Genomic DNA, 23,917 nt, shown 5'->3' on the forward strand with positions numbered 1-23,917 from the left:
ATGGACAGCCGGATGAAGAAGAACGCCACCCTGGGCCAGTTGATCGGCGCGCTGCGCCAGCGCAACGGCTGGACCCTGAAACAGATGAGCGAGAAGGTGGGCATCCCCTTGTCCACCCTGGCCAAGGTGGAAGGCGACAAGCTGTCGCTGAGCTACGACAAACTGGAGCAATTCACCGGCCGGCTGGGCCTGAGCATGGCCGAATTCCTGGCCCAGGACCGGGGCCCCGGCGCCACCGCCAAGGGCGCCCCGCCCGTCATCACCGGCCGGCGCAGCCTGACCGGCGACAGCAATTCCGTGCGCATCCACACCGGCGCCTACGACTACGAATACCTGTGCACCGACCTGCGGCGGAAGCGCATGGTGCCCATCCTGACCCAGGTGCTGGCCCACACCCTGGCGGAGTTTGGCGACCTGGTCCGCCACCAGGGGGAGGAGTTCATCTATGTGGTCGAGGGCACCATCGAGGTGCACCTGGAGTTCTACGCCCCCGTCACCCTGCGCCAGGGCCAGGGCATCTACATCGACAGCATGATGGGCCATGCCTACCTGGCCAAGGATTGCGAGCGCGCCCTGGTGCTGGGCGTCTGTTCCAGCGACGACAGCAACCTGCAGGGTGACCTGATCACCCTGGCGGAAGAAACCGCCGAACGCCCCGCCTGACGGCTGCCCTTACGCCGGCGAAATGCTAGGTTGCCCCGGCTGGGGGAAGGCGGGGACCGACGTGGCGCTGTTTGAAAGCATGTTGACGCTGGTGGTGGTCGCCATCCTGCTGCTGCAGGTGTCGCGCCGCCTGGCCGTGCCCTATCCAGCCCTGCTGGCCCTGGCCGGCGGGCTGGTGGCGGCCCTGCCCTGGTCGCCCCAGATCAGCATGGACCCGCGCCTGGCGTTGACCCTGTTCATCGCCCCCACCCTGCTGGACGCCGCCTATGATCTGCCACCGCGATCCCTGCGGCCCTTATGGATTCCACTGGTGGCGCTGGCCGGCCTGGCCGTGGTGCTGACCACGGCCGCCGTCGCCTGGGCCGGCGTGGCCCTGGCGGGCATGCCCCTGGTGGCGGCCGTGGCCCTGGGTGCCATCGTCGCCCCGCCGGACGCGGCGGCGGCCACCACCATGCTGGGCCGCTTCAGCCTGCCCCGCCGCACCGTCACCGTGCTGAAGGGCGAAAGCCTGCTGAACGACGCCGTGGCCCTGCTGATCTTCGCCACGGCGGTGGGTTGGGCGCGGGACGGCAGCCTGGAGAAGCTGGCGCCGGAGGTGGCACTGGCTGTGCCCGGCGGCCTGCTGGTAGGGTACCTGACGGCGCGCGCCTACATCGTGCTGTCGCGGCCGCTGGAAGGCACGCTGGGCGGGACCATCGCCAGCTTCGCCGGCACCTTCACCGTCTGGGTCATCGCCGACCGGCTGCACCTGTCCGCCATCCTGGCCGTGGTGGCCAACGCCATGACCCTGGCCCACCACGTGCCCTATCGCCAGCGGGCCCGCGACCGCGTCAACACCTACGCCGTGTGGGGCACGGTGGTTTTCCTGCTGAACGTCCTGGCCTTCCTGCTGACCGGCTTGCAGGCGCGCAGCATTCTGAGCCACCTGGGCGACGGGCAGCTGGACCGCGCCCTGGAATTCGCCGGCACCGTGCTGGCGGTGGTGGTGGGCGTGCGGCTAGCCTGGGTCATGCTGTACAACCGCCTGGTCAACCTGATCGCCCGCTGGGGCTGGTACGACCAGCCGCCCAGCCTGGCCCAGGGGCTGGTCGTATCCTGGTGCGGCATGCGCGGGCTGGTGACGCTGGCCACGGCACTGGCCCTGCCGGAGGGCTTCCCCGAGCGCGACCTGATCGTGCTGTGCGCCCTGGCCGTGGTGCTGGGCACCCTGGTGGCGCAGGGCCTGACGCTGGGGCCGCTGATCCGCCTGCTGCGCTTTCCGGCGGACGACAGCCTGAGCCAGGACCTGACGTTCGCCCGCGGCGCCCTGCTGGATGCGGCCCTGGCCAGCCTGAAGGACAAGGACGGCGACGGCGCGCGCCTGATGCGCGAAATCTATGAGCGCGACCGCGCCGTCCTATCCAGCGGCCGGCACCCGCGCGAGGCCAGCGAAACCGCCCAGCTGCGCCGCGAAACCATCGCCGCCAAGCGCCGCGCCCTGGCCAACCTGCGGCGCAGCGGTCGTATCGACGACGACGTGTTCCACACCCTGGAGCAGGAGCTGGACTGGGCCGAGCTGGCGGCGGCCTTGCCGGATGAACTGGAACTGGCCGAAAGCTGAGCATCGGCTTATGCAAAGCTTGCATCACCGCCGGCAACCGGCTGGGGGCATGCTGGCGGCATGAACGCGACCCTCGTTGAGCGGGGCCCCAGCCCCTTCCTGGCCGGCTTCCGCCTGGCGGACGTCACCGTCGACACCGGCGTCACCCTGCGGGCGGCCGTCGGCGGTGACGGCCCGCCCCTGCTGCTGCTGCACGGCCATCCACAGACCCATGTCACCTGGCGCAAGATCGCCCCGGCCCTGGCGCGGCGCTTCACCGTGGTGGCGGCCGACCTGCGCGGCTATGGCGACAGCGCCAAGCCGGAAAGCGATGCCGACCACGCGCCCTATGCCAAGCGCGCCATGGCGCTGGACATGGTGCTGCTGATGCGGGCGCTGGGGCACGAACGCTTCGCCGTGGCCGGGCACGACCGGGGCGGCCGGGTGGCGCACCGCATGGCGCTGGACCATGCGGCCGCCGTCAGCCGCCTGGCCCTTCTGGACGTGGCACCCACCGCCACCATGTACGCCCTGACCAACCAGGAATTCGCCACCCGGTATTTCTGGTGGTTCTTCCTGATCCAGCCGGCGCCCTTGCCGGAACGCCTGATCGCCGCGGACCCGGAATTCTTCCTGCGCAGCCACATCGACCGGCAGAACAAGATCGCCGGCGCCACCGAACCGGCGGCCTTCGCCGAGTATCTGCGCTGCTACCAGGACCCCGCCACCCGCCACGCCATCTGCGAGGACTATCGCGCCGCCGCCACCATCGACCTGGCGCACGACGCGGCCGACGGGCACCAGCGGGTCACGGCGCCGCTGCTGGCCCTGTGGGGCGCCCACGGTACGGTGGGTCAGCTGTACGACGTGCTGGCCACCTGGCGGGAGAAGGCCGACGATGTGCGCGGCCGGGCGCTGGACTGCGGCCACACCCTGCAGGAGGAGCGGCCGGACGAGGTGCTGGCCGCCTTCCTGGACTTTTTGGCCTAATCCTTCCAGTCGCGGGATCAAAGGTGGGCGGACTTGTCGCCCTCGCCGGCCAACCCACGCTTCCGGTGGGCATGGCGACGGCCCGATAATGGTTGCATCCTAATAATTATTCTATACACTATCTGAGTGACGATATTGTCAATGTGTCAGTTGTCACATACATAGGGACTTTCGGACCCATCATCCGCGGGGCTTGCGGCCCGGCACGGCCATAGGGCGGCAAGCGGATCGGTTCGCGCCAGGTCCCTTTTTTTGAAGGTCGCACGCCCATGACCACCGCAGCGCGCCCCACCCCCGCCAGCCCGGCCTCCACCGGCCAGCGCGGCCCCCTCGACCATGAGCGCCGCGCCCAGATCGTCGAAGCCGCCGACCAGCATTTCCGTTATTACGGCTATCACAAGACCACGGTGGCGGACCTAGCCAAGGCCATCGGCCTGTCCACGGCCTACATCTACAAATTCTTCAGCAGCAAGCAGGCCATCGGCGAGGCCATCTGCGCCCGCTGCCTGAGCGAGATCACCGCGCAGTTGCGGGTGATCATGAGTGAGCCCGCGTCCGCGGCGGAACGCCTGCGCCGCGTCTATCCCACCCTGGCGCGGGCCGGCGCCGCCCTGTTCTTCGAGGAACGCCGGCTGCACGACATCGTCGTCACCGCCGTCACCGAGAACTGGCACGCCGGCACGACGTACGAGGAAGAACTGCGGGACATGGTGCGCACCCTGGTCGTCGCCGGACGTGAGGCGGGGGAATTCGAGCGCGAGACCCCGCTGGACGAGGTGTGCCTGGCGATCGAGGAGACGTTGTGGCCGTTCGCCCACCCCCTGATGCTGGAAGAGAAGCTGGACATGTTGGACACCACCACGGCGGCGGTGGCCGGGTTGGTGTTGCGCAGCCTGCGGCCCTGACATGTGATAAGTGACGCATGAAGCATAACGAGTGACGGATTGACGAAATCGTCACTCGTCTGTATGGTCGAGGCTCCTTCAGGGATGGAGCTTCGCCATGCGGCACCCCGTATCTTCCCGCCTGCTGACCCTGGCCATCCTGGCCCTGGCCGGCACCTCGCTTTCCGCCTGTGACAAGCCTGCCCCCGACCCGCGCACGGCCGAACGCCTGGTGCGCGTGGCCACGGCCCAGCCGGCGGCGCACGACGAGCGCGCCTATGTCGGCGTCGTCACCGCCAAGGTGCAGAGCGGCCTGGGCTTCCGCGTCGCAGGCAAGGTCATCCAGCGCCTGGTGGACCCCGGCCAGACCGTGAAGGCCGGCCAACCGCTGATGCGCATGGACAACACCGACTACGCCCACGCCATCACCACCCAGCAGGGCCAGGTGGCCATGATCAAGGCCACCCAGACCCAGGCCCGGGCGGATGAGGCGCGCTATCGCGCCCTGGTGGGCAACGGCGCCGTCTCCCCCTCCGCCTACGACCAGAAGAAGGCCGCGGCCGACGGCGCCCAGGCCCAACTGGACGCGGCGCTGGCCCAACTGAGGGTGGCGCAGGATGACGCCGCCTACACCACCCTGGTGGCGGACGCTGACGGCACGGTGATGGATACGCTGGCCGAACCGGGCCAGGTGGTCACCGCCGGCCAGATCGTGGTGCGCTTGGCCCATGCCGGCCCGCGCGAGGCGGCGGTGAACCTGCCGGAAACGGTGCGGCCGGCCGTGGGCTCCCACGCCGCCGCCACCCTGTACGGCAGCGCCGTGCGCGCCCCCGCCACCCTGCGCCAGCTGTCGGACGCCGCCGACACCCAGACCCGCACCTATGAAGCCCGCTACGTCCTGGATGGCGCCGCCGCCCAGGCCCCCCTGGGCGCCACGGTGACGGTGCACCTGTCCCTGACCGGCGACGACACCCCGCCCGTCTCCGTCCCCCTGGGCGCCCTGAACGACGAGGGCAAGGGCCCCGGCGTCTGGGTGCTGACGCCCGAAGCCGGCGGTGATCGGGCGACCATCGCCTTCCGCCCGGTGACCGTGGGTCAACTGGGCGCCGAGGAAGCCACCCTGCTGGGCGGTGTCAAGGCCGGCGAGCGGGTGGTGGCCCTGGGCGGCCACTTCCTGCATGAAGGCGAAAAGGTGCGCGTGGCCCCGACCAGCGGGGCTTCGGCCCAGGCGGTGCTCAAATGAGCGGCTTCAACCTGTCGGCCCTGGCGGTCCGCGAACGCGCCATCACCCTGTTTCTGCTGATCGCCATCACCCTGTCAGGCGTCCTCGCCTTCCTCAAGCTGGGCCGCGCCGAGGACCCCGCCTTCACCATCAAGGTGCTGACCGTCAGCGCCGTCTGGCCCGGCGCCACGGCGCAGGAGATGCAGGACCTGGTGGCCGAACCCCTGGAGAAGCGCCTGCAGGAACTGCGCTGGTACGACAAGGTGGAAACCTTCACCCGGCCGGGCATGGTGCTGATGACCCTGTCGCTGCAGGACAAGACACCGCCCTCGGCCGTGCCCGAACAATTCTACCAGGCGCGCAAGAAGTTGGGGGACGAGGCCCGCACCCTGCCGTCCGGCGCCCTGGGCCCCTTCGTCAACGACGAGTATTCCGACACCGACTTCGCCGTCTACGCGGTCAAGGCACCGGGCATGCCCGCCCGCCAGCTGACGCGCGAGGCGGAAACCCTGCGCCAGCGCCTGCTGCACGTGCCGGGCGTGAAGAAGATCGACATCCTGGGCGAACGGCCCGAGCGCATCTTCGTCGATTTCACCTACGCCCGCCTGGCCACCTTGGGCATCGGCGCCCGCGACATCTTCGACGCCCTGGCCCGCCAGAACACGGTCACGCCGGCCGGGTCCATCGACACCGACGGCCCGCAGGTCTTCATCCGCCTGGATGGCGCCTACGATGACCTGGAGAAGATCCGCAACACCCCCATCGTCGCCGGCGGCCGCACCTTCAAGCTGTCGGACGTGGCCGAGGTGAAGCGCGGCTATGAGGACCCGCCCACCTACCTGATCCGCCACGATGGCGACCCGGCCCTGGCCCTGGGCGTGGTCATGCAGGACGGCTGGAACGGTCTGGAACTGGGCAAGGCCCTGGATGCCGAAGAAAAGAAGATCGCCGCCGAACTGCCGGTGGGCCTGACGCTGAGCAAGGTCAGCGACCAGGCGGTGAACATCCACGAGGCGGTGGGTGAATTCATGCTGAAGTTCTTCGTCGCCCTGGGCGTGGTGATGTTCGTCAGCCTGGCCAGCCTGGGATGGCGCGTGGGCATCGTCGTGGCCGCCGCCGTGCCGCTGACCCTGGCCGCCGTCTTCGTCATCATGCAGATCACCGGCCGCGCCTTCGACCGCATCACCCTGGGCGCCCTGATCATCTCGCTGGGCCTGCTGGTGGACGACGCCATCATCGCCATCGAGATCATGGTGGTGAAGCTGGAGGAAGGGTACGACCGCATCAAGGCCGCCGCCTACGCCTGGAGCCACACGGCCGCCCCCATGCTGTCCGGTACCCTGGTCACCATCATCGGCTTCACGCCCGTGGGCTTCGCCAAGTCCACCGCGGGCGAGTATGCCGGCAACATCTTCTGGATCGTGGGCTTCGCCCTGATCACCTCCTGGGTGGTGGCGGTGGTGTTCACGCCCTACCTGGGCGTCCAGTTGCTGCCCAACATCCGCCCCATCCCGGGGGGGCATGCCGCCATCTACGCCACCCCGCGCTACCAGCGCCTGCGCCGCCTGATCACCTGGGCCGTGGACCATCGCGGCCGGGTGGCCCTGGCCGTGGTCGGCACCTTCCTGCTGGCCGGCGTGGGCATGGGCTTCGTCAAGCAGCAGTTCTTCCCCACCTCCGACCGGCCGGAGATCATGGCGGAGGTGCAGATGCCCGAGGGCACCAGCATCGAGGCCACGAGCGCCGCGGCCAAGAAGGTGGAGGACTGGTTGCGCCGGCAGCCGGAGGCGAAGATCGTCTCCACCTATGTCGGCCAGGGCGCCCCGCGCTTCTTCCTGTCCTACAATCCCGAGCTGCCCGACCCGTCCTTCGCCAAGATGATCGTCCTGACCCCGGACGACAAGGCGCGCGACCGGCTGAAGGACAACCTGCGCCAGGCGATATCCGATGGTTTGGCGCCGGAGGCCCGGGTGCGCGTGTCGCAGCTGGTGTTCGGTCCGCCCTCGCGCTTCCCCGTCATGTTCCGCGTCAGCGGGCCCGATGTGGCGGTGCTGCGCGGCATCGCCGATGAGGTGCAGGCCGTCATGCGGGCCAACCCCGACACCCGCCTGGTGAACCAGGACTGGGGCGAGCGGGCGCCCACCCTGCACTTCGTGCTGGACCAGGACCGCTTGCGCCTGATCGGCCTGAACCCCACCGACGCCGCACAGCAGCTGCAGTTCCTGCTGACCGGCGCCCCGGTGACCCAGGTGCGTGAGGACATCCGCGTGGTGCAGGTGACGGCGCGCAGCGCCGGCCCCGACCGGCTGGACCCCGCCCGCCTGGGCGACATGACCCTGACCAGCGCCGACGGCCGCCTGGTGCCCCTGAGCCAGATCGGCCATGTGGAAGTGCGGGCGGAGGAGCCCATCCTGCGCCGCCGCGACCGCGTGCCCACCATCACCGTCCAGGCCGACATCGACGAAGCCCTGCAGCCGCCCCAGGTGTCCATGGCCATCGAGAAGGCCCTGGCCCCCATCATCGCCAAGCTGCCCGCCGGCTACCGCATCGACATGGGCGGCAACGTCGAGGAAGCGGGCAAGGCCAACGCCGCGCTGGCCCCCATGTTCCCCATCATGGCGGCCCTGATCCTGCTGGTGCTGGTGCTGCAGACCCGGTCGCTGTCGGCCATGGCCATGGTGTTCCTGACGGGGCCCCTGGGCCTGGTGGGCGCGGTGCCCGTCCTGCTGATCTTCCACCAGCCCTTCGGCTTCAACGCCATCCTGGGCTTGATCGGCCTGTCGGGCATCCTGATGCGCAACACCCTGATCCTGATCGGCCAGATCCACACCAACCAGGAGGAAGGGCTGCCGCCCTATCACGCGGTGATCGAGGCCACGGTGCAGCGCGCCCGCCCCGTCATCCTGACAGCCCTGGCCGCCGTGCTGGCCTTCATCCCCCTGACCCAGTCGGTGTTCTGGGGGTCCATGGCCTATGTGCTGATCGGCGGCACGGCCGTGGGAACGGTGCTGATCCTGGTCTTCCTGCCCGCCCTCTACGCCCTGTGGTTCGGGGTGAAGGCGGACGGGGCGGCGGCGCACGAGGAAGCGCCCCATTATCCCCGGGCGGTGCCGGCGGAGTGAGTTGACTTCGCGCCGAGGTATGATAGGACTGGTTCCAGTTTCGAACGCCCTTCCGGTCCGCCGGAAGGGCGTTTCCTTTTTGGCTTTCCCGCAGCCTTGAAAAGGAAAGTTCGAAATGACCGGAAACATATTGGGCGTCACGCTGCACGGCACGGGGCCGGAACCCGTGCTGGTCCTGCATGACTGGCTGGGCGACGCCAGCACATACGCACCCATGTGGCCCTATCTGGACATTCACCGCTTCACCTACGCCCTGGTGGATTTGCGCGGTTACGGCCGGTCCATGCACCTGGCGGGCGACTATACCATTGAAGAGATCGCCGCCGATTGCCTGGCCGTGGCCGACCGTCTCGGCTGGTCCCGCTTCCATGTCGTGGGCCATTCCATGACCGGCATGGCGACGCAGCGCCTGGCGGCCGACGTGCCGTCGCGCATCAAGAGCGCGGTCGCTGTCTGCCCCCTCTCCGCCGCCGGCAACCCCTTGCCGGACGAGACCGCCGCCTTCTTCGCCAGCGTCTGCGAGGATGACGACGCCTTCCGCCGCTTGATCAAACACGTGACCGGCCTGTCGGACCAGTGGGCGGAGGTGAAGCTGCGCCAGAACCGGAGCCGCGTGGCGCCCCAGTGCCGTCCGCACTACCTGCACATGATGCGGACGGCCCATTTCGTGGATGAGGTGCGCGGGCTGGCGACACCCTTCTTAGTCATGGTCGGGGACAGGGATCCCGGCCTGGACGCCGCGGCGATGGAACGCACCTTCCTCGCCTGGCATCCCAACGCGACCCTGATGGTGATGCCCAACTGCGGCCATTACCCCATGCAGGAGTGCCCACCCCGGTTCGCCCAGATGATCGAAAACTTCCTCGACAGCCAGGCCGGCTGACAAAAAACCCCGGCCAGGGCAACCCGGCCGGGGCTTTTCCTTGGCACAGAGACCGCTTACTTGGCCTCGGTATCCGTGCGGTACTTCTTGAACCAGGCCAGGATGGCGTTGGTCTCGCCCACCAGCTGCGACGGGCGTTCGGCCAGGCCGCCGTGGCTGGCGCCGGGCACGCGGATCAGGGCCGTGGGGATGCTGCGCAGTTGCAGGGCGGCGTAGTACTGCTCCGCCTCGCTGGGGGGTGTGCGGTGGTCTTCCTCGCCCACCATGACGGCGGTCGGGGTCTTGACGTTGCCCACCAGGCTCAGCGGCGACCGGCGCCAGTACTGCTCCTGGTCCTCCCACGGCATCTTGCCGAACCAGTACTTGGCCATGAAGGTATAGCCGTCGACGGTCAGCACCTCGCTGGTCCAGTTGATGACCGGCTTCTGCGTCACCGCCGCCTTGAAGCGGTCGGTCTTGCCCACGATCCAGGCCGTCAGCACGCCGCCGCCGGAGCCGCCGGTGACGAACAGGTTGTTGGGATCGACCGAGCCCTTGGCGATGGCCGCGTCCACCACGCTCATCAGGTCGTCGAAATCCTGGCTGGGGTAGTTGTGGTGGATCTGGTTGGCGAAGCTTTCGCCGTAGGACGTCGACCCGCGCGGGTTGGCGTAGACGACGATGTAGCCGGCGGCGGCATACAGCTGGTCCTGCGTCGACCAAACGGGGCCGTAGCTGGCGAAGGGCCCGCCATGGATTTCCAGGACCAGCGGGTACTTCTTGGCCGGGTTGAAGTCCGGCGGCGTCACCATCCAGGCGTCGATGGGCAGGCCGCCGGCGGTGGAGGTGGTGGGCAGCGGCTGCACCTTGGCCAGCGTCTTGCCGGCGAACAGGCTGGCGTTGAGGGTGGTCAGGCGCTTCTGCTCCCCCGGGCCGGTGCTGAGGCCGACGTCGGCCGGGTGGGTGGGATCGCCCCAGGGGAAGGCCACCGCGCCATCCTTGGACACGCTGAAGCCACCGCCGGAATAGGGACGGTCCAGCTCACTGCCCGCCAGGCCCTCGGCCACGGTGGTGATCTTGCCGTCCAGCGTGACGCGGGCGACCTTGGTCACGCCGTGGTCGGTGTAGGTGGCGTAGATGGACCGGCCGTCCGCCGCCCAGCGCGGGCTGCCCAGGTCGCGGTCGAAGCCGGCCGTCAGGGCCCGCACCTCGCTGCCGTCGGCGTTCATGACCGACAGCACGCTGTTCTGGTAGCCCAGCTCCTTGTCGTCGAAGCCGACGAAGGCGATGTGCTTGCCATCCGGCGACGCCACCGGTTCCTGGTCGGGACCGTGGCGCGTGGTCAGCTGGGTCAGGCCGGCGGTGGTGGTGTCGACGGAGAAGACGTCGGAGTTCAGGGGATCGCGTTCCCAGTCCTTGCCGTGGTTGGTGCTGAAGATGATATGGCGGCCATCGGGCATCCACGACAGGGCGCCGCCGTCGTCAAACTGGCCAGTGGTCAGCTGACGCGGGGCACCGCCATCGGACGGCACCACGAAGATGTGGTTGAAGCCGGGGCGGACATAGCCCTCGCCATCCTCGCGATAGTTGATGGTGGTGATGACCTTGATGGGATCGGCCCACTTGGCACCCTCGGGCGCCGCGAGGGGAGAACCCAGGCTGCTGCCCTCCTCCGGCACGAACATGGTGAAGCCGATCTGCTTGCCGTCCGGCGACCAGGCGATGTCGGACGGGCCTTCCGGCAGGGCGGTGATGGCGGCGCTGTTCCCGCTGCCCGCACCACTCAACCAGCGCACCCAGATCTGCGGCTTGTCGCCCGGGCCTTTGGCCACATAGGCCAGGCGGGTGCCGTCCGGCGACCAGCGCGCCCGGCTGCTGCCCGGCACGCCCAGCGGGGTCTGCTGGCCGCTGGCGACGTCCACAAGCCAGACCTCGCTACGCGCGTTGTCTGTCATGATGTCTTCGCTGGAGCGGGTATAGGCGATGCGCTTGCCGTCCGGGCTGATCTGCACGTCCTTGGCCTGCGCCAGCGCGAAGGCGTCGCGCGCCGTCAGGGTGTGGGCGGGGGTGACCGCCTCGGGCGTGGTGCCGGTGGGGGCTGGGGAAGCCGCCAGCGCGCAGGGTGCGACGCCCAGCGTGAGGGCCAGCGCGAACGCCGCCCGGTGCAAACGTGAAGTCATGTGGGTCCCATCTGCATTGTTCTTCTGTCGGCCCGGGCCCCGCTCCCGGTACAGGCGCACAGCCTGTCATGTTTGCGGGGCCGCCGCCAGATGGGACCTATGTTCCCGCCTCAGCCGCCGCCAACCGGTGTCACCACCCGGCCCGTACCGCCGCAATCCGGACAGGGCGCGCCATCCACCCTGCCGGTGCCGCCACAGCGGCGGCAGATGTTCTCACCGGCACCGGGCGTGCCGGGCCGCACGGCGTCGGGGTTGGCGTCGGGGCGTCCGTTCGTGGGCTGGTCCTTGGGTTCCGGTGCCATGGCATCCTCCGTCCGGTGGGGGTTGGGTCGCGTTCGGACCACAACCCCCGACCGGCCGATTGGATGCGTTCCATCAGGCCGCCCGCACCGCGGTGACAAAGCGGCTGACCTGCTCGTCCAGGGTCTTCAGCTGCTGCGCCAATTCCCCGGCCGTGCCCAGCACGTGGCTGGCGCGGTCGGCGCTGTCCACCACCACGTCGCTGACGGCGTGGATGTTGGTGGTGACGGCACGGGTGCCGCGGGCGACGATGCTGGCGTTCTGCGAGATTTCCCGCGTCGCCGCCCCCTGCTGCTCCACGGCCGAGGCGATGTTGGCCGCCACCTCCTGCGCCCGGGCCGATACCTCGGCGATGGTGCGCACCTCCGCCACCGCCCGGCCGCTGGCCTGCTGCGTGGCCTCGATCTGGGCGGTGATGTCCTCCGTCGCCTTGGCGGTCTGGTTGGCCAAGTTCTTCACCTCCGACGCCACGACGGCGAAGCCCTTGCCCGCCTCCCCCGCCCGCGCCGCCTCGATGGTGGCGTTGAGGGCCAGCAGGTTGGTCTGGCTGGCGATCTGGGTGATCAGGTTCACGATCTCCGTGATCTTTTCCATCTGGCCGGCCAGGTGCTCGATGGTCTGGCGCGCCGTCTCCGCCCGGGAGGCGGTGTCGGTGGCGATCTCGGCGCTCTGCGTCACGCGGGTCGCGATCTCGCCGATGGAGGCGGACAGCTGTTCCGCCGCCACCGCCACCGTCTCCACGCTGCTGGACGTCTCATCCGTCGCCACGCGCACCGCGTCGCTGCTGCGCCGCGCGTCGGCCAGGCCGGCCGCCAGATGATTGCTCTGCGCGTCCACCTGGCCGCTGGCCTGGGCCACCAGCTTCAGGACGGAGGAGACGTTGGCCTCGAAGTCGTTGGCCAGCCGTTCCGCCGTGGCGCGGCGTTCCCGCTCCGCCGCCTCCTGCAGCTGGGTGCGTTCCTGGTGCAGCTTGCCCACCTCGGCCGCGTTGCGCTTGAACACCTCCAGCGCGCGGGCCATGGCGCCGATCTCATCCCGCCGGTCCAGGGCCGGCGTGGGCACGTCGACGGCGCCCTCGCTGAGCGCGATCATGGTGCCGGTGATCTCATCGATGGGCCGCGCCACCAGGCGGTAGGTCACCGCCCCCAGCAGCAGCACCAGCACCGCCACCGTGACGCCCGTGGCCACCATGATCAGCATGCCCAGGGAGCGCAGCGGCCCGAAGGCCTTGGTCGCGTCCATGGTCACGCCCACGTACCAGTGGGCCGAGGGCAGGTCCTTGATGGGGTAGAAAGAGGTCAGGGTGTCGCCCGCTTGCTCCGGCGTGCGGCCCAGATGCTGCTGGATGTCGAATCCATCGGCCAGCTTCTTCATCACCCGGTCCTTGTCGGCATGGACCAGCACCGTGCCGTCGCCGTCGATCAGGAACACCTGGCCGTTGCCGCCCAGGTCGAAGGACTTGAGGAAGGTCTTGACCATCTCCAGGTCCAGGTCTCCGGCGGCCACGCCCGCCAGCGCACCATTCTTCATGACGGGGCTGGCGATGGTCAGCACCAGGTTGCCGCCCGACGCGCTGACATACGGCTGCGTCATGATGGTCTGCCGCGCGGCATCGGCCGCCTTGTACCAGCCGCGCTGGCGCGGGTCGTAGCCGGGTGGCAAATCAAGCGCCGGGACCATGGTGAAGACGCCGGCGGTGTCGCCGTAATAGACAGGGCTGAAGGTGCCGCTCAGCGTCGGTCCCTGCAGCAGGCCCATGACATGGGTGCCGTCGCCGGCCGCCACGTCATCGGCCAGGTTCCGCACCAGCGAAACGCGGCCCATCAGCCATTTCTGGATGCCATCGGCGGCCGACTCGCCGGTCGATTTGATCTGAGTATTGATTTGAGTGGTCAGAGTATCACTTGAGACGGAATAAATGACATATCCCAAGATGCTGAAAGCCAGCGCCACAAATACTGCGGTGAAAGCCACAATCCTGTAGACAAATTTGGTTCGTTTGCCCGTCTGCTCAATCGAGCGCATGCCAGCATACGGTCTGGAGTTCATTGCCCCCTCGCACTGTCATGTCTGTTTATAGGGACGGTCAAGGCCAGCCCCGTTGAGCAACAGACTAGATCAGTTTTCAAAGAGGTTAAACGCCAAATTTTTGCATGTGCGAGAAGTTTTCCGCATCTGCACCTTTAAAGGGCAACCGCCTTCGACCAAGGCAGTGGGCGCCCATAAAATTCGCCATTGCCGCGAACCTTGCCACCCGGCGGAACCGCCCCAGATTTCCGCGCTTGCCCGGCTGAAGCGGCACTAGGCCGACCGGCGGAGGGACTGGGGCGGCGCGCCGAAGGTGCGGATAAAGGCCCGCCGCATGCGCTCGGTGTCGCCGAATCCCGTTTCGATAGCGATACGGTCCAGCGAAGCCGGACTTTCCTCCACCAAATCCCGCGCCACCTCCAGCCGCAGCTGCTCCACCGCCTTGGCCGGCGTCAGTCCCTGCTCGGCGGCGAAGGCGCGGGCGAAGTTGCGCGGGCTCATGGCCGCCTGCGCCGCCAGTTCCTCCACCGTCAGGGGACGCGCCAGATTGTCGCGCACCCAGGCCAGCAGGTCGCCGAAGCGGCTGCTGGTGCCTTGCATCTCCAGCAGGGTGGAGAATTGCGACTGTCCGCCCTGGCGGCGGTAGGGCACGACAAGTTGGCGGGCGGTGCGCCGGGCGATGGCCTCGCCCTGGTCCTCCGCCACCAGGGCCAGCGCCAGGTCGATGCCGGCGGTGATGCCGGCCGACGTCCAGAAGACGCCGTCGCGGATGAAGATGCGGTCGGCCTCCAGCCGCACCTGGGGGAAGCGCCGGGCGAAAGAGCTGGTGCGGTACCAGTGGGTCGTGACCCGTCGCCCGTCTAAAAGCCCAGCAGCGGCCAGCAGAAAGGTGCCGGAACAGACGCTGGTGACCCGCCGAGCATGCCCCGCCACGGCACGGGCATAGTCCAGCAAGGCGAGCACGGCGCTGGCGGCGTTCACCCCCTCGCCACCCGCCACCACCAGCGTGTCCACCTGTGCCGGGTCCACCAGCGGCCCCGCCATCAGCAGGGCGCCGGAAGAACTGGCGACCGGCCCCGCCGCCAGCGCCATGACGCGGATGTCATAGGGTTGGCGGGCGTAGCGGCCCGCGATCTCGAACGCCGCCAGGGGTCCCGTGACGTCCAGGATCTGGAACCCGGGATAAGCCAGGAAGGCGATGGTGCGGGCCATGGGTGTTGTACCATCATTGGCAGGAAAGGTGGGATTTATGGCATTGCTGCCAACACCTGTCGAGGGCACGGTTGGGCCATCCCATGCCGCCAGCCCGGAGCTTTCCCATGAGCCAGCCCGCCTTCACCATCGTTGAAGTCGTCTTCCCCCTGATGACCCAACTGGACTTCACCGCCCCGCACCAGGTGTTCAGCCGCCTGCCCGGCATCACCACCCGCGTGGCGTCCGCCACCGGCGGCACCATCGCCTCGCACGAGGGCCTGCGGTTTGAGGGGACGGAGCGGCTGGCCGACATCCAGGCCTGCGACCTGCTGTTCATTCCCGGCGGCATGGGCATTGCCGCCGTGCTGAACGACGCCGAGACCATGGCCCAGGTGCGCCGCCTGGCCGGGGGCGCCCGCTACCTGACCTCGGTCTGCACCGGGTCGCTGGTCCTGGCCGGGGCCGGCTTGCTGAAGGGCAAGCGGGCGGCCTGCCATTGGGCCTGGCGCGGCCAGCTGGCCCGGTTCGGCGCCATTCCCGACGCTGGCCGCGTGGTGCGCGACGGCGACATCATCACCGGCGGCGGCGTCACCGCCGGCCTGGACTTCGCCTTCACCGTGGCCGCCGAGATCGTGGGCCCCGACGCGGCGGAGGCCCTGCTGCTGATGCTGGAATATGCGCCCGAGCCACCCTTCGCCGGCGGCCGCCCGGAACTGGCGCGGCCGGAGGTAAGGCAGCGGGTGGATGAGATCTACGGCGCCATCCTGCCCAAGCGCATGGCGGAGGTGGAGGAGTTCGCCCGCCGCATGTCGCCCTAAGCCAAGCGCATCCGCGCCTTGAGCCCCGGATGATTATCCGCCAGGTCGAAGGCGCCGCCGTGCAACTTGGCGACGGCGCTGACCAGGCTGAGGCCCAGGCCGACGCCGGGGGTGCCGCGGCCGGCGTCGCCCCGGTAGAAGCGTTCCGTCACCCTTGGCTTTTCATCGTCCGGGATGCCGGGGCCATTGTCGCTGACCGACATCTCGACCTTGCCATCCGCGCCGCTGCCGACCTCCACCGTGATGGCGCCACCCTCGGGCGTGAACTTCAGGGCGTTGTCGATCAGGTTGCCCACGGCCTGGGCCAGCAGGATGGGGTCGCCCAGGATGGTCATCATACCCTCATCGCCCTGGAAGGTCAGGGAGACGCCCTTCAGTTCCGCCGCCGGCAGGTAGAATTCCACGGCGCCCGCCGCCACCTCCGCCACGTTGACCTCGGCAAAGCCGGAACGGCGGGCGCCGGTATCGATCTCCGCCAGGCGCAGAAGGGCGTTGAAGATGCCGATGACCCGGTCGACGTCGGCCACGGCCCCGTCCACCTCGGCATAGGTCTCGGCCAGGGGCGGCCGGGTGACGCTGACCTCCTCCAGCCGCGACCGCAGCTCCGCCAAGGGGGTGCGTAAATCGTGGGCGATGGCGTTGGAGACGTTGCGCACGCCGTGCACCAGCTGCTCGATCTGGTCCAGCATGCCGTTGATGGTGCGCGACAGGGTGTTGAACTCGTCCTGCCCCCGGGTGGTGGGCAGGCGGCGCGACAGGTCGCCCTGGACGATGCCGGTGGCGGTGCGGCTGAGATCGTCGATGCGGCGCAGCACCGCCCGGCGGATGAGGAAGCCGCCCAGCATGCCCAGCAGCAGCAGAACGCACATCGCCGCCAGCAGGCTGTACCAGAAGCGCTGCTCCAGCGGACGAAAGTGGGCCATGTCGCGCGCCACCACCAGGTGATAGCCGCCGGGCAGCACCACATGCACCAGGCGCGCCTGCACCGTCCGGCCGTTCAGCTTGATCGGGGCGTTGTAGACGCCCTGCCGTTCGGGAAAGTCGCCGGGCCAGGCCGGGAGGTTGCCCGCCAGCACGGTGTGCGCCGCATCCGTCAGCAGCAGGAGGCGCTCCGCCGCGATCTGCATGCTCATGCGCTCATTGAGGAAGGCTACCAGCCCATCGGGCCCGCGCTGGCGGAACACCTCGGTGAAGCGCTGCGCGTCCTCCTGCAGGATCTCGGTGCGGCCGTCGTCGATGGTGACCCGCCAGGCATAGCCCAGGGGGGCGGCGAACAGCACCAGGGTCACCAGGCCCAGCAGCACATAGCTGAAGGCCAGGGTATAGGCGGATGAGCGCAAGGGCGAGGCGGGGGCCGGCGCCATGTCAGCCGCCCGCCGTCATCATGTAGCCGGCGTTGCGCACCGTGCGCAGCAGCGGCGGCTCCCCCTCCCCCTCGATCTTCTGGCGCAGCTTGCTGATGTGCACGTCGACCACGTTGGTCTGGGGGTCGAAGTGATAGCCCCAGACGCCTTCCAGCAGCATGGTGCGGGTTACCACCTGGTCGACATGGCGCATCAGGTATTCCAGCAGCTTGAACTCCTGGTTCTGCAGGGTGATGACCCGGTCGCCCCGAGTCACCTTGCGCGACAGCAGGTTCATGCGCAGGTCCCCTACCGCCAGGTTGGTTTCCGGCACGGCGCCGGTGGGCGACCGGCGCATCAGGGCGTCCAGGCGCGCCAGCAGCTCGCCGAAGGCGAAAGGCTTGGTCAGGTAATCGTCGCCGCCGCTGCGCAGGCCCTTGATGCGCTCATCCACGCTGCTGAGCGCGCTGAGGATCAGGACCGGCGTCTGCGTGCCCATCTTGCGCAGGGTCTCGATGATGGTCAGCCCGTCGATGTCGCCCGGCAGCATGCGGTCCATGACGATGACGTCGAAGGGTTCGCCCGTCGCCAGGAACATGCCGTCCCGCCCGTTGTCGACATGCTCCACGGTGTGTCCCGCCTCGCGCAATCCCTTCACGACGAAGCGCGACACCCGTTCGTTATCCTCGACCAGTAGCACCTTCATGGCAGCACCTTCATGGCGCGTCCCCCCTCAATCGCCCGTGCCCAGGGCCGCGCGCGGCCGGGCGTGACCTTCATGCGCCGCCTTGGCCTTGCCCCGGCGGTTCAGCCAGTCGTTCACCCGGTCCAGGTAGAGATAGACCACCGGCGTGGTGAACAGGGTCAGGATCTGGCTCAGGATCAGGCCGCCCACCATGGTGATGCCCAGCGGCTTGCGCAGTTCGGAGCCCGTGCCGTTCTCCAGCATCAGCGGCAGGGCGCCCAGCAGGGCCGCCATGGTGGTCATCATGATGGGGCGGAAACGCAGCAGGCAGGCCTGGCGGATGGACTCGATGGGGGCCAGGTGCTGCTCCCGTTCCGCCTGGATGGCGAAGTCCACCATCATGATGCCGTTCTTCTTCACGATGCCGATCAGCAGGATGATGCCGATGAGCGCGATGACCGACAGGTCGTAGTGGAAGATCATGAGCATCAGCAGGGCCCCCACGCCCGCCGACGGCAGGGTGGACAGGATGGTCAGCGGGTGGATGTAGCTTTCATACAGCATGCCCAGGATGATGTAGACGGCCACCAGCGCCGCCGCGATCAGGTAGGGCTGGGTCGCCAGCGAGGCCTGGAAGGCCTGGGCCGTACCCTGGAACGTACCGTTGACCGAGGACGGCATGCCCATCTCCGCCTGGGCCTGCTGGATGACCTGCACCGCCTCGCCCAGGGACACGCCGGGCGCCAGGTTGAACGACAGGGTCACCGCCGGGAACTGACCCAGGTGGTTGATGGACAGGAAGTTCACATGGTTGGTGTCGTACTTCACGAAGGTGGACAGCGGCACCTGCTGACCGGTCACGGGTGACTTGATGTACAGCTTGTTCAGGGTGTCGGGGCTGGACTGCAGCTCCGGCGTGATTTCCAGCACCACGTGATAGCTGTTCAGCTGGGTGAAGTACTGGGTCACCTGCCGCTGGCCGAAGGCATCATAGAGGGTGCTGTCGATCAGCGAGGGCTGGATGCCGAAGCGGGCGGCCTGGTCGCGGTCAATCACCAGGTTCAGGGTGGTGCCGTTGGTCTGCTGGTCGGTGGCGACGTCGCGCAACTGGGGCAGGCCCTTAAGCTTGTCCAGCAGCTTGGGCGCCCAGTCGTTCAGTTCGCCCAGGTCGGCGTCCTGCAGGGTGTACTGGTACTGCGTGCGGGCCAGGCGGCCGCCCACGTTCAAATCCTGGCTGGCCTGCAGGAACAGGGTGGCGCCCTTGACCTTGGCCAGCTTGGGCCGCAGGCGCGCGATGATCTGGTCGGCGGTGGCGGTGCGCTGGCCGCGCGGCTTCAGGCCGATGACGATGAAGCCGTTGTTGATGGGCCGCCCGCCGCCGCCGACGGATGTCGCCCAGGCGGCCACGTCCGGATCCTGGGCGACGATGTCGGTCAGCTGGTGCTGCAACCGCACCATCTCATTGAAGGACACGTCCTGCGAGGCGTCGGCCAGGCCGGCGATGATGCCGGTGTCCTGCTGGGGGAAGAAGCCCTTGGGGATGGCGACGTACAGCACGCCGGTGGCCGCCACCGTGGCGAAGAACACCATCAGGGTCAGGCGCTGGTGCCGCAGCACGAAGTCCAGGCCGCGGCCGTACTTGGCCACCAGCCAGTCGAAGCAGCCCTCGATGAACAGGTAGGCCCTGCCGTGGCGGGCGTGCTTCTCATCCTTGAGGAAAAGCGCGCTCATCATCGGCGACAGGGTCAGCGAGACGAAGGCGGAGACGGCGATGGTCATGGTGACGGTGATGGCGAATTCGCGCATCAGCCGGCCGACGATGCCGCCCATCAGCAGCAGGGGGATGAACACGGCCACCAGCGACACGCTGATGGACATGATGGTGAAGCCGATCTCGCCGGCCCCCTTCAGCGCCGCCTCCTTGGGCGACATGCCTTCTTCGATGTGGCGGTAGATGTTCTCCACCATCACGATGGCGTCGTCGACGACGAAGCCCACGGCGATGGTCAGGCCCATGAGCGACAGGTTATCCAGGCTGAAGCCCAGCAGGTACATCAGCGCCGCGGTGCCGAACAGGGCCAGCGGCACGGTCACGCCGGGGATCAGCGTGGCCCACAGGTTGCGCAGGAACAGGAAGATGACCATGACCACCAGGAAGATGGTCAGCAGCAGGGTGAACTGGACATCCTCCACCGAGGCCTTGATGGTGGTGGTGCGGTCGATGACCTTGTCCATCTTCACGCCCGGGGGCACCGCCGCCATGACCTGGGGCAGCATATTTTCCACCTTCGACACGATGTCGATGATGTTGGCGCCGGGCTGCTTGAACACCTGCAGGATGATGCCGGGGCCGTTGTTCTGCCAGGCCAGCAGCTGGTTGTTCTCCGGCCCGTCCACCGCCACGCCGATGTCGCGGATGCGCACGGGCGCCCCGTTCTTGTAGGCGACGATGACGTCGTTCCACGGCTCCGCCTTCAACAGCTGGTCGTTGTTGTAGATGACGAAGTTGTGGGCGATGCCGTTGATGGAACCCTTGGGCGCGTTGACCGTGGCCGTGGGGATGACCGCCGCGATGTCCTCAAGCTGGATGCCCAGGGCCGCGATCTTGGCCGGGTCCACCTGCACGCGCACGGCCGGCTTCTGCTGACCGCCGACGGAGACCTGGCCCACGCCCGGGATCTGGGACAGGCGCTGGGCGATGACGTTCTCCGCGAAGTCGTCGACCGTGGTCAGGGGCAGGTTGTCGGAATGGACCGAGTACACCAGGATGGAGCTGTCGGCCGGGTTGATCTTGCGATAGGTGGGCGGCGACGGCAGGTTCTTGGGCAGCTGGCCGCCGGCAGCGTCGATGGCGGTCTGCACGTCCTGCGCCGCCGCGTCGATGTTGCGGTTGAGGTCGAACTGAAGCGTCACCTGGGTGCTGCCCAGCGTGCTGGTCGACGTCATCTGGGCAACACCAGGGATGGCGGCGAACTGGGTTTCCAGCGGCTGCGCCACGCTGGACGCCATGGTTTCCGGACTGGCGCCCGGCAGGTTGGCCGAGACCTGGATGGTGGGGAAATCCACCTGCGGCAGCGGCGCCACCGGCAGCAGCGGATAGGCCACCATGCCCACCAGCAGCACACCCAGCATGAGGAGCGAGGTGGCGATGGGCCGGGTGATGAAGGGGCTGGAGAGGCTCATGGCTGCTTGCCTTCCGTATTGGTGGAGCTGGCGTCGGCCGTCTTGGCCTCGCCGGCCACCGTCACCTTGACGCCCGGTTGCAGGCGGTAGGCGTTGCTGGTGGTGACGCGCTCACCAGCCTGCAGGCCCTTGGCCACGACGACCGTGTCGCCGGTGGTCTCCGCCGTTTCGATGGGCCGCATTTCCACCGTGGAGTCCGGCTTCACGACATAGGCGTAGAGGCCGTTGGGCCCGCGCTGCAAAGCGGCGCTGGGGATGGTCAGCGCGCCGCGGCGCGTCTGCTTCAGCAGCTTCACGTTCACGAACTGGCCCGGCCACAGATGCTCATCCGTGTTGGGGAACTGGGCCTTCAGCCGCACGGTGCCGGTGGTGGGGTCGATCTGGTTGTCCACCAGCATGACGGTGCCGGTGGCCAGATCCGTCTTGCCGTCGCGCGACACGGCGGTGACGGTCAGCGGACCCTGGGCCATAGCCTGGCTGACGGCCAGGCGGTCCTCTTCCGGCAGGGTGAAGATGACGGAGATGGGCTGCATCTGCGTCACCACCACGATGCCGGTGCCGCTGGCCGCATGCAGGTTGTTGCCAGGGTCGACCTGACGGATGCCCGTCCGCCCCTGGATGGGGGAGGTGATGCGGGTATAGTCCAGCTGGGTCTTGGCGTTGTCGATGGCGGCCTGGTCGCTTTTGATCTGGGCCTGCAACTGGTCGACCTGGGCCTTGGCCGTGTCCACCGTCTGCTTGCTGGCCAGGTTCTGCGGTGCCAGGCGGGTGTAGCGCTCCAAATCGGCGCGGGCGTTGGCCAACTGCGCCTCATCCTTGGCCTTGGTAGCCAGCGCCTGGTCGTACGCTGCCTGGTACAGGCGCGGGTCGATTTGCGCCAGCAGGTCGCCCGGCTTCACCGTCTGGCCTTCGGTGAAGGCGACCTTGTCGAGGGCGCCATCCACGCGAGTGGTGACCGTCACCGTGTTCAGCGATTGCACGGAGCCCAGCCCCGCCAGGTAGACGGGCGCGTCGGCCGGCGTGGCCACGGCCGTGTCCACAGCGACGGCGCCGCCCCCCTTGGCTGTCGGGGGGGCGGCCTTGCCAGCGGTGCTGGGCAGCAGCTCGGCACCGGCGGCGGCGAGGATGAAGACGCCGCCCAGGCCGGCCATAACGGCGCGGGTGCGGCTGATGCGGATAGGCTTCAAGATGGGGTTCTCGCTCATGATATCAGCTCTGCTTCCAGCCGCCGCCCAGGGCGTTGTACAAACTGACCAAGGCCTGCAGGCGGGCGAAGCGGGCCTGGACCAAGGCATCGTTGGCGGTGAACAAGGCGGTTTCGGTGTTCAGCACCGTCAGGACGGTGATGGTCCCGGCGGCCATTTGGGCCTGCGCCAGCTCATAGGCATGGCGCGCCGTGGTGGTCGCCTGCTCCTGCCGCGCCAGCTGCTCCGTCGTCTCGCGCACCGCGGTCAGCGCGTCCTCCACATTCCCGAAGGCGGCGCGGACGGACTTGCGGTATGTCGCCACCAGCTCGTCATACCGGGCCTGGGCGTTGGCGTACTGCCCTTCCAGCGCCCCGCCCTCGAAGATGGGCTGGGTCAGCCCGGCGGCCAGGGAGAACAGGGCGCTGCCCGGATCGAACAGATGGGACAGCGCGTTGCTGGCATAACCGCCGGAGGCCGTCAGGTCGATGCTGGGGAAGAAGGCGGCGCGGGCCACGGTGATGTTGGCGTTGGCCGCCTTCAGCAGCGCCTCCGCCTGGGCCACGTCGGGCCGGCGGGCCAGCAATTCGGAAGGCAGGCCCGGCGTCACCTGGGGCAGCGACAGCCGGGCCAGGGTATCGTCTTCCGACAGCTCCACGGCCTCCGGCATCTGGCCCAGCAGGATGGCCAGGGCGTGCACCGACTGGCGGTACTGCTGGCGTAGGGGCGGCAGCTTGGCGTTCAGGGTGGAAACGGTGGTTTCCTGCTGCGCCACGTCTAGCGCCGTGGCGATGCCCGCGTCGGCTTGGCGGCGCAGACCGTCCAGCGTGGCCTGGCCGTTGGCCAGGTTGTCCTCCGCCACCCGCACCTGCTCCCGCAGTTCCAGGGACTGGAAATAGCTGGTGGCAACGCTGCTCAGCACCGACAGGCGCACCGTTTCCAGGTCGTAGCGGCTGGCGTCCGCCGTGGCGAGGGCGGCGTTGGCCGTCGCCCGGTTCTTGCCCCAGAAGTCCAGTTCATAACTGGCGTTCAGGCCCACGCTGTGGGCGGTGGCGGTCTGGGCCGCGCCGGCGCTTTTGGTCCGCTGATGATCGACATCGGCGCTGGCGCCCACCGACGGCAGCAGGGCGGCGCCTGCCACCTGGGCCTGGGCGTCGGCCTCGCGCACCCGGGCCATGGCCGCGGCCAGATCGTCGTTGGCCGTCTGCGCCTGGGCGATGTAGGCGTCCAGCTGGGCGGAGCCGAAACCCTTCCACCAGTCGGCCGCCGGCCAAGCGGTGGCGGGAACCGCAGAGGGCTGGGACGTGCCCGCCTGTTCTTTCCACACCGCCGGGGGCGGAGTGTCGGGGCGCTGGTAATCCGGCCCCACGGAACAGCCGGCCAACGCCAGCGTGGCCACGCCGGCCAAACAGCATCCCCTGAGGGCGCTAAGCTGGAAGGCGCGAAGAGGAAAAGGGGGAAACATCGGCGGCATCGTCCAAGTCGCAGGAAGCCAAGGGTGGGGGCACCATGGGCGGGACGCTAACGCCGGCGGGGTTTAGCCAGCGTGGGCGATTTATTAACTCCGCTTAATCTGGCCCATCCTCATCCCCTACCTAGGTTTACCCATCTTCTACCTAGGTTTAACCCCGGTCCGGGCGGCGCGTCGAAGCCCCGCCCGGATCATAGACAAAACTGCCA

The 23,917-nt window shown here is 68.5% G+C and carries 17 protein-coding genes; 8 read left to right on the plus strand and 9 right to left on the minus strand.

Going from position 1 to position 23,917, the window contains the following annotated elements; translation table 11 throughout:
- The first annotated feature begins 12 nt into the window (after window positions 1–12).
- From P5F91_RS27345 to P5F91_RS27375, 7 genes are all read left to right on the plus strand, one after another.
- A complete protein-coding gene (locus tag P5F91_RS27345; RefSeq protein ID WP_145610332.1) occupies window positions 13–663 on the plus strand; it encodes a helix-turn-helix domain-containing protein in 651 nt (216 codons plus the stop codon).
- A gap of 61 nt (window positions 664–724) precedes the next feature.
- On the plus strand, window positions 725–2,263 hold the full coding sequence (locus P5F91_RS27350) for a cation:proton antiporter (RefSeq protein WP_145610333.1): 1,539 nt from the start codon (window positions 725–727) through the stop codon (window positions 2,261–2,263).
- A 60-nt stretch (window positions 2,264–2,323) separates the two neighbouring features.
- Entirely contained in the window at window positions 2,324–3,232 is a 909-nt protein-coding gene (locus P5F91_RS27355) for an alpha/beta fold hydrolase (RefSeq protein ID WP_145610334.1), read from the plus strand.
- A 269-nt stretch (window positions 3,233–3,501) separates the two neighbouring features.
- Window positions 3,502–4,137, plus strand: a complete 636-nt coding sequence (locus tag P5F91_RS27360) for a TetR/AcrR family transcriptional regulator (protein ID WP_145610335.1) — start codon at window positions 3,502–3,504, stop codon at window positions 4,135–4,137.
- 97 nt (window positions 4,138–4,234) lie between these two features.
- Entirely contained in the window at window positions 4,235–5,359 is a 1,125-nt protein-coding gene (locus tag P5F91_RS27365) for an efflux RND transporter periplasmic adaptor subunit (protein WP_277908802.1), read from the plus strand.
- Window positions 5,356–8,460: an efflux RND transporter permease subunit gene (locus P5F91_RS27370; RefSeq protein WP_277908803.1), complete on the plus strand. Its 3,105-nt coding sequence runs from the start codon at window positions 5,356–5,358 to the stop codon at window positions 8,458–8,460. Before P5F91_RS27365 ends, P5F91_RS27370 begins: the two co-directional genes overlap by 4 nt.
- Window positions 8,461–8,575: 115 nt before the next feature.
- Window positions 8,576–9,343 carry an alpha/beta fold hydrolase gene (locus P5F91_RS27375; RefSeq protein WP_145610338.1) on the plus strand — a complete coding sequence of 256 codons (768 nt, stop codon included), beginning with the start codon at window positions 8,576–8,578 and terminating at the stop codon, window positions 9,341–9,343.
- Between the two features lie 56 nt (window positions 9,344–9,399).
- Here the strand turns inward: P5F91_RS27375 and P5F91_RS27380 are convergent, their stop codons facing one another.
- The 4 genes from P5F91_RS27380 to P5F91_RS27395 form a co-directional block, all read right to left on the minus strand.
- A complete protein-coding gene (locus P5F91_RS27380) occupies window positions 9,400–11,502 on the minus strand; it encodes an alpha/beta hydrolase family protein (protein WP_277908804.1) in 2,103 nt (700 codons plus the stop codon).
- Window positions 11,503–11,612: 110 nt separating this feature from the next.
- Window positions 11,613–11,804, minus strand: a complete 192-nt coding sequence (locus P5F91_RS27385; protein ID WP_145610339.1) for a hypothetical protein — start codon at window positions 11,802–11,804, stop codon at window positions 11,613–11,615.
- A gap of 73 nt (window positions 11,805–11,877) precedes the next feature.
- Window positions 11,878–13,851 (minus strand): methyl-accepting chemotaxis protein, encoded by a 1,974-nt coding sequence (locus tag P5F91_RS27390; protein WP_145610340.1) that lies wholly within the window; start codon window positions 13,849–13,851, stop codon window positions 11,878–11,880.
- A gap of 252 nt (window positions 13,852–14,103) precedes the next feature.
- Window positions 14,104–15,042: a GlxA family transcriptional regulator gene (locus P5F91_RS27395; protein WP_145610341.1), complete on the minus strand. Its 939-nt coding sequence runs from the start codon at window positions 15,040–15,042 to the stop codon at window positions 14,104–14,106.
- 107 nt (window positions 15,043–15,149) lie between these two features.
- Here P5F91_RS27395 and P5F91_RS27400 point away from each other — a divergent pair, with 107 nt between their 5' ends.
- A complete protein-coding gene (locus P5F91_RS27400; RefSeq protein ID WP_145610342.1) occupies window positions 15,150–15,842 on the plus strand; it encodes a DJ-1/PfpI family protein in 693 nt (230 codons plus the stop codon).
- Here the strand turns inward: P5F91_RS27400 and P5F91_RS27405 are convergent.
- From P5F91_RS27405 to P5F91_RS27425, 5 genes are read right to left on the minus strand one after another with little or no spacing between them, the layout of a single operon-like run.
- Entirely contained in the window at window positions 15,839–17,206 is a 1,368-nt protein-coding gene (locus P5F91_RS27405; RefSeq protein WP_145610343.1) for a sensor histidine kinase, read from the minus strand. The genes P5F91_RS27400 and P5F91_RS27405 overlap by 4 nt on opposite strands.
- A 1-nt stretch (window position 17,207) precedes the next feature.
- Entirely contained in the window at window positions 17,208–17,891 is a 684-nt protein-coding gene (locus tag P5F91_RS27410) for a winged helix-turn-helix domain-containing protein (RefSeq protein WP_277908805.1), read from the minus strand.
- Between the two features lie 27 nt (window positions 17,892–17,918).
- The gene (locus P5F91_RS27415; RefSeq protein ID WP_277908806.1) at window positions 17,919–21,053 is read right to left on the minus strand and encodes a multidrug efflux RND transporter permease subunit; all 3,135 of its coding nucleotides are present in this window, start codon (window positions 21,051–21,053) and stop codon (window positions 17,919–17,921) included.
- Window positions 21,050–22,258: an efflux RND transporter periplasmic adaptor subunit gene (locus P5F91_RS27420; protein WP_246134344.1), complete on the minus strand. Its 1,209-nt coding sequence runs from the start codon at window positions 22,256–22,258 to the stop codon at window positions 21,050–21,052. The genes P5F91_RS27415 and P5F91_RS27420 overlap by 4 nt, the downstream gene beginning before the upstream one ends.
- Before the next feature lie 4 nt (window positions 22,259–22,262).
- A complete protein-coding gene (locus tag P5F91_RS27425) occupies window positions 22,263–23,636 on the minus strand; it encodes an efflux transporter outer membrane subunit (RefSeq protein ID WP_277908949.1) in 1,374 nt (457 codons plus the stop codon).
- Window positions 23,637–23,917 lie beyond the last annotated feature (281 nt).

Source organism: Nitrospirillum amazonense, assembly GCF_029594735.1.
Classification (GTDB): Bacteria; Pseudomonadota; Alphaproteobacteria; order Azospirillales; family Azospirillaceae; genus Nitrospirillum; species Nitrospirillum amazonense.

What these genes read in the sequence shown, in the direction of transcription:
- P5F91_RS27360 (WP_145610335.1), top strand. Translation starts at nt 3,502, where the DNA reads ATGACCACCGCAGCGCGCCCCACCCCCGCCAGCCCGGCCTCCACCGGC.
- P5F91_RS27405 (WP_145610343.1), bottom strand. Translation starts at nt 17,206, where the DNA reads ATGGCGCCGGCCCCCGCCTCGCCCTTGCGCTCATCCGCCTATACCCTG.
- P5F91_RS27420 (WP_246134344.1), bottom strand. Translation starts at nt 22,258, where the DNA reads ATGAGCGAGAACCCCATCTTGAAGCCTATCCGCATCAGCCGCACCCGC.
- P5F91_RS27355 (WP_145610334.1), top strand. Translation starts at nt 2,324, where the DNA reads ATGAACGCGACCCTCGTTGAGCGGGGCCCCAGCCCCTTCCTGGCCGGC.
- P5F91_RS27365 (WP_277908802.1), top strand. Translation starts at nt 4,235, where the DNA reads ATGCGGCACCCCGTATCTTCCCGCCTGCTGACCCTGGCCATCCTGGCC.
- P5F91_RS27370 (WP_277908803.1), top strand. Translation starts at nt 5,356, where the DNA reads ATGAGCGGCTTCAACCTGTCGGCCCTGGCGGTCCGCGAACGCGCCATC.
- P5F91_RS27400 (WP_145610342.1), top strand. Translation starts at nt 15,150, where the DNA reads ATGAGCCAGCCCGCCTTCACCATCGTTGAAGTCGTCTTCCCCCTGATG.
- P5F91_RS27385 (WP_145610339.1), bottom strand. Translation starts at nt 11,804, where the DNA reads ATGGCACCGGAACCCAAGGACCAGCCCACGAACGGACGCCCCGACGCC.
- P5F91_RS27395 (WP_145610341.1), bottom strand. Translation starts at nt 15,042, where the DNA reads ATGGCCCGCACCATCGCCTTCCTGGCTTATCCCGGGTTCCAGATCCTG.
- P5F91_RS27415 (WP_277908806.1), bottom strand. Translation starts at nt 21,053, where the DNA reads ATGAGCCTCTCCAGCCCCTTCATCACCCGGCCCATCGCCACCTCGCTC.
- P5F91_RS27345 (WP_145610332.1), top strand. Translation starts at nt 13, where the DNA reads ATGAAGAAGAACGCCACCCTGGGCCAGTTGATCGGCGCGCTGCGCCAG.
- P5F91_RS27380 (WP_277908804.1), bottom strand. Translation starts at nt 11,502, where the DNA reads ATGACTTCACGTTTGCACCGGGCGGCGTTCGCGCTGGCCCTCACGCTG.
- P5F91_RS27390 (WP_145610340.1), bottom strand. Translation starts at nt 13,851, where the DNA reads ATGAACTCCAGACCGTATGCTGGCATGCGCTCGATTGAGCAGACGGGC.
- P5F91_RS27375 (WP_145610338.1), top strand. Translation starts at nt 8,576, where the DNA reads ATGACCGGAAACATATTGGGCGTCACGCTGCACGGCACGGGGCCGGAA.
- P5F91_RS27410 (WP_277908805.1), bottom strand. Translation starts at nt 17,891, where the DNA reads ATGAAGGTGCTACTGGTCGAGGATAACGAACGGGTGTCGCGCTTCGTC.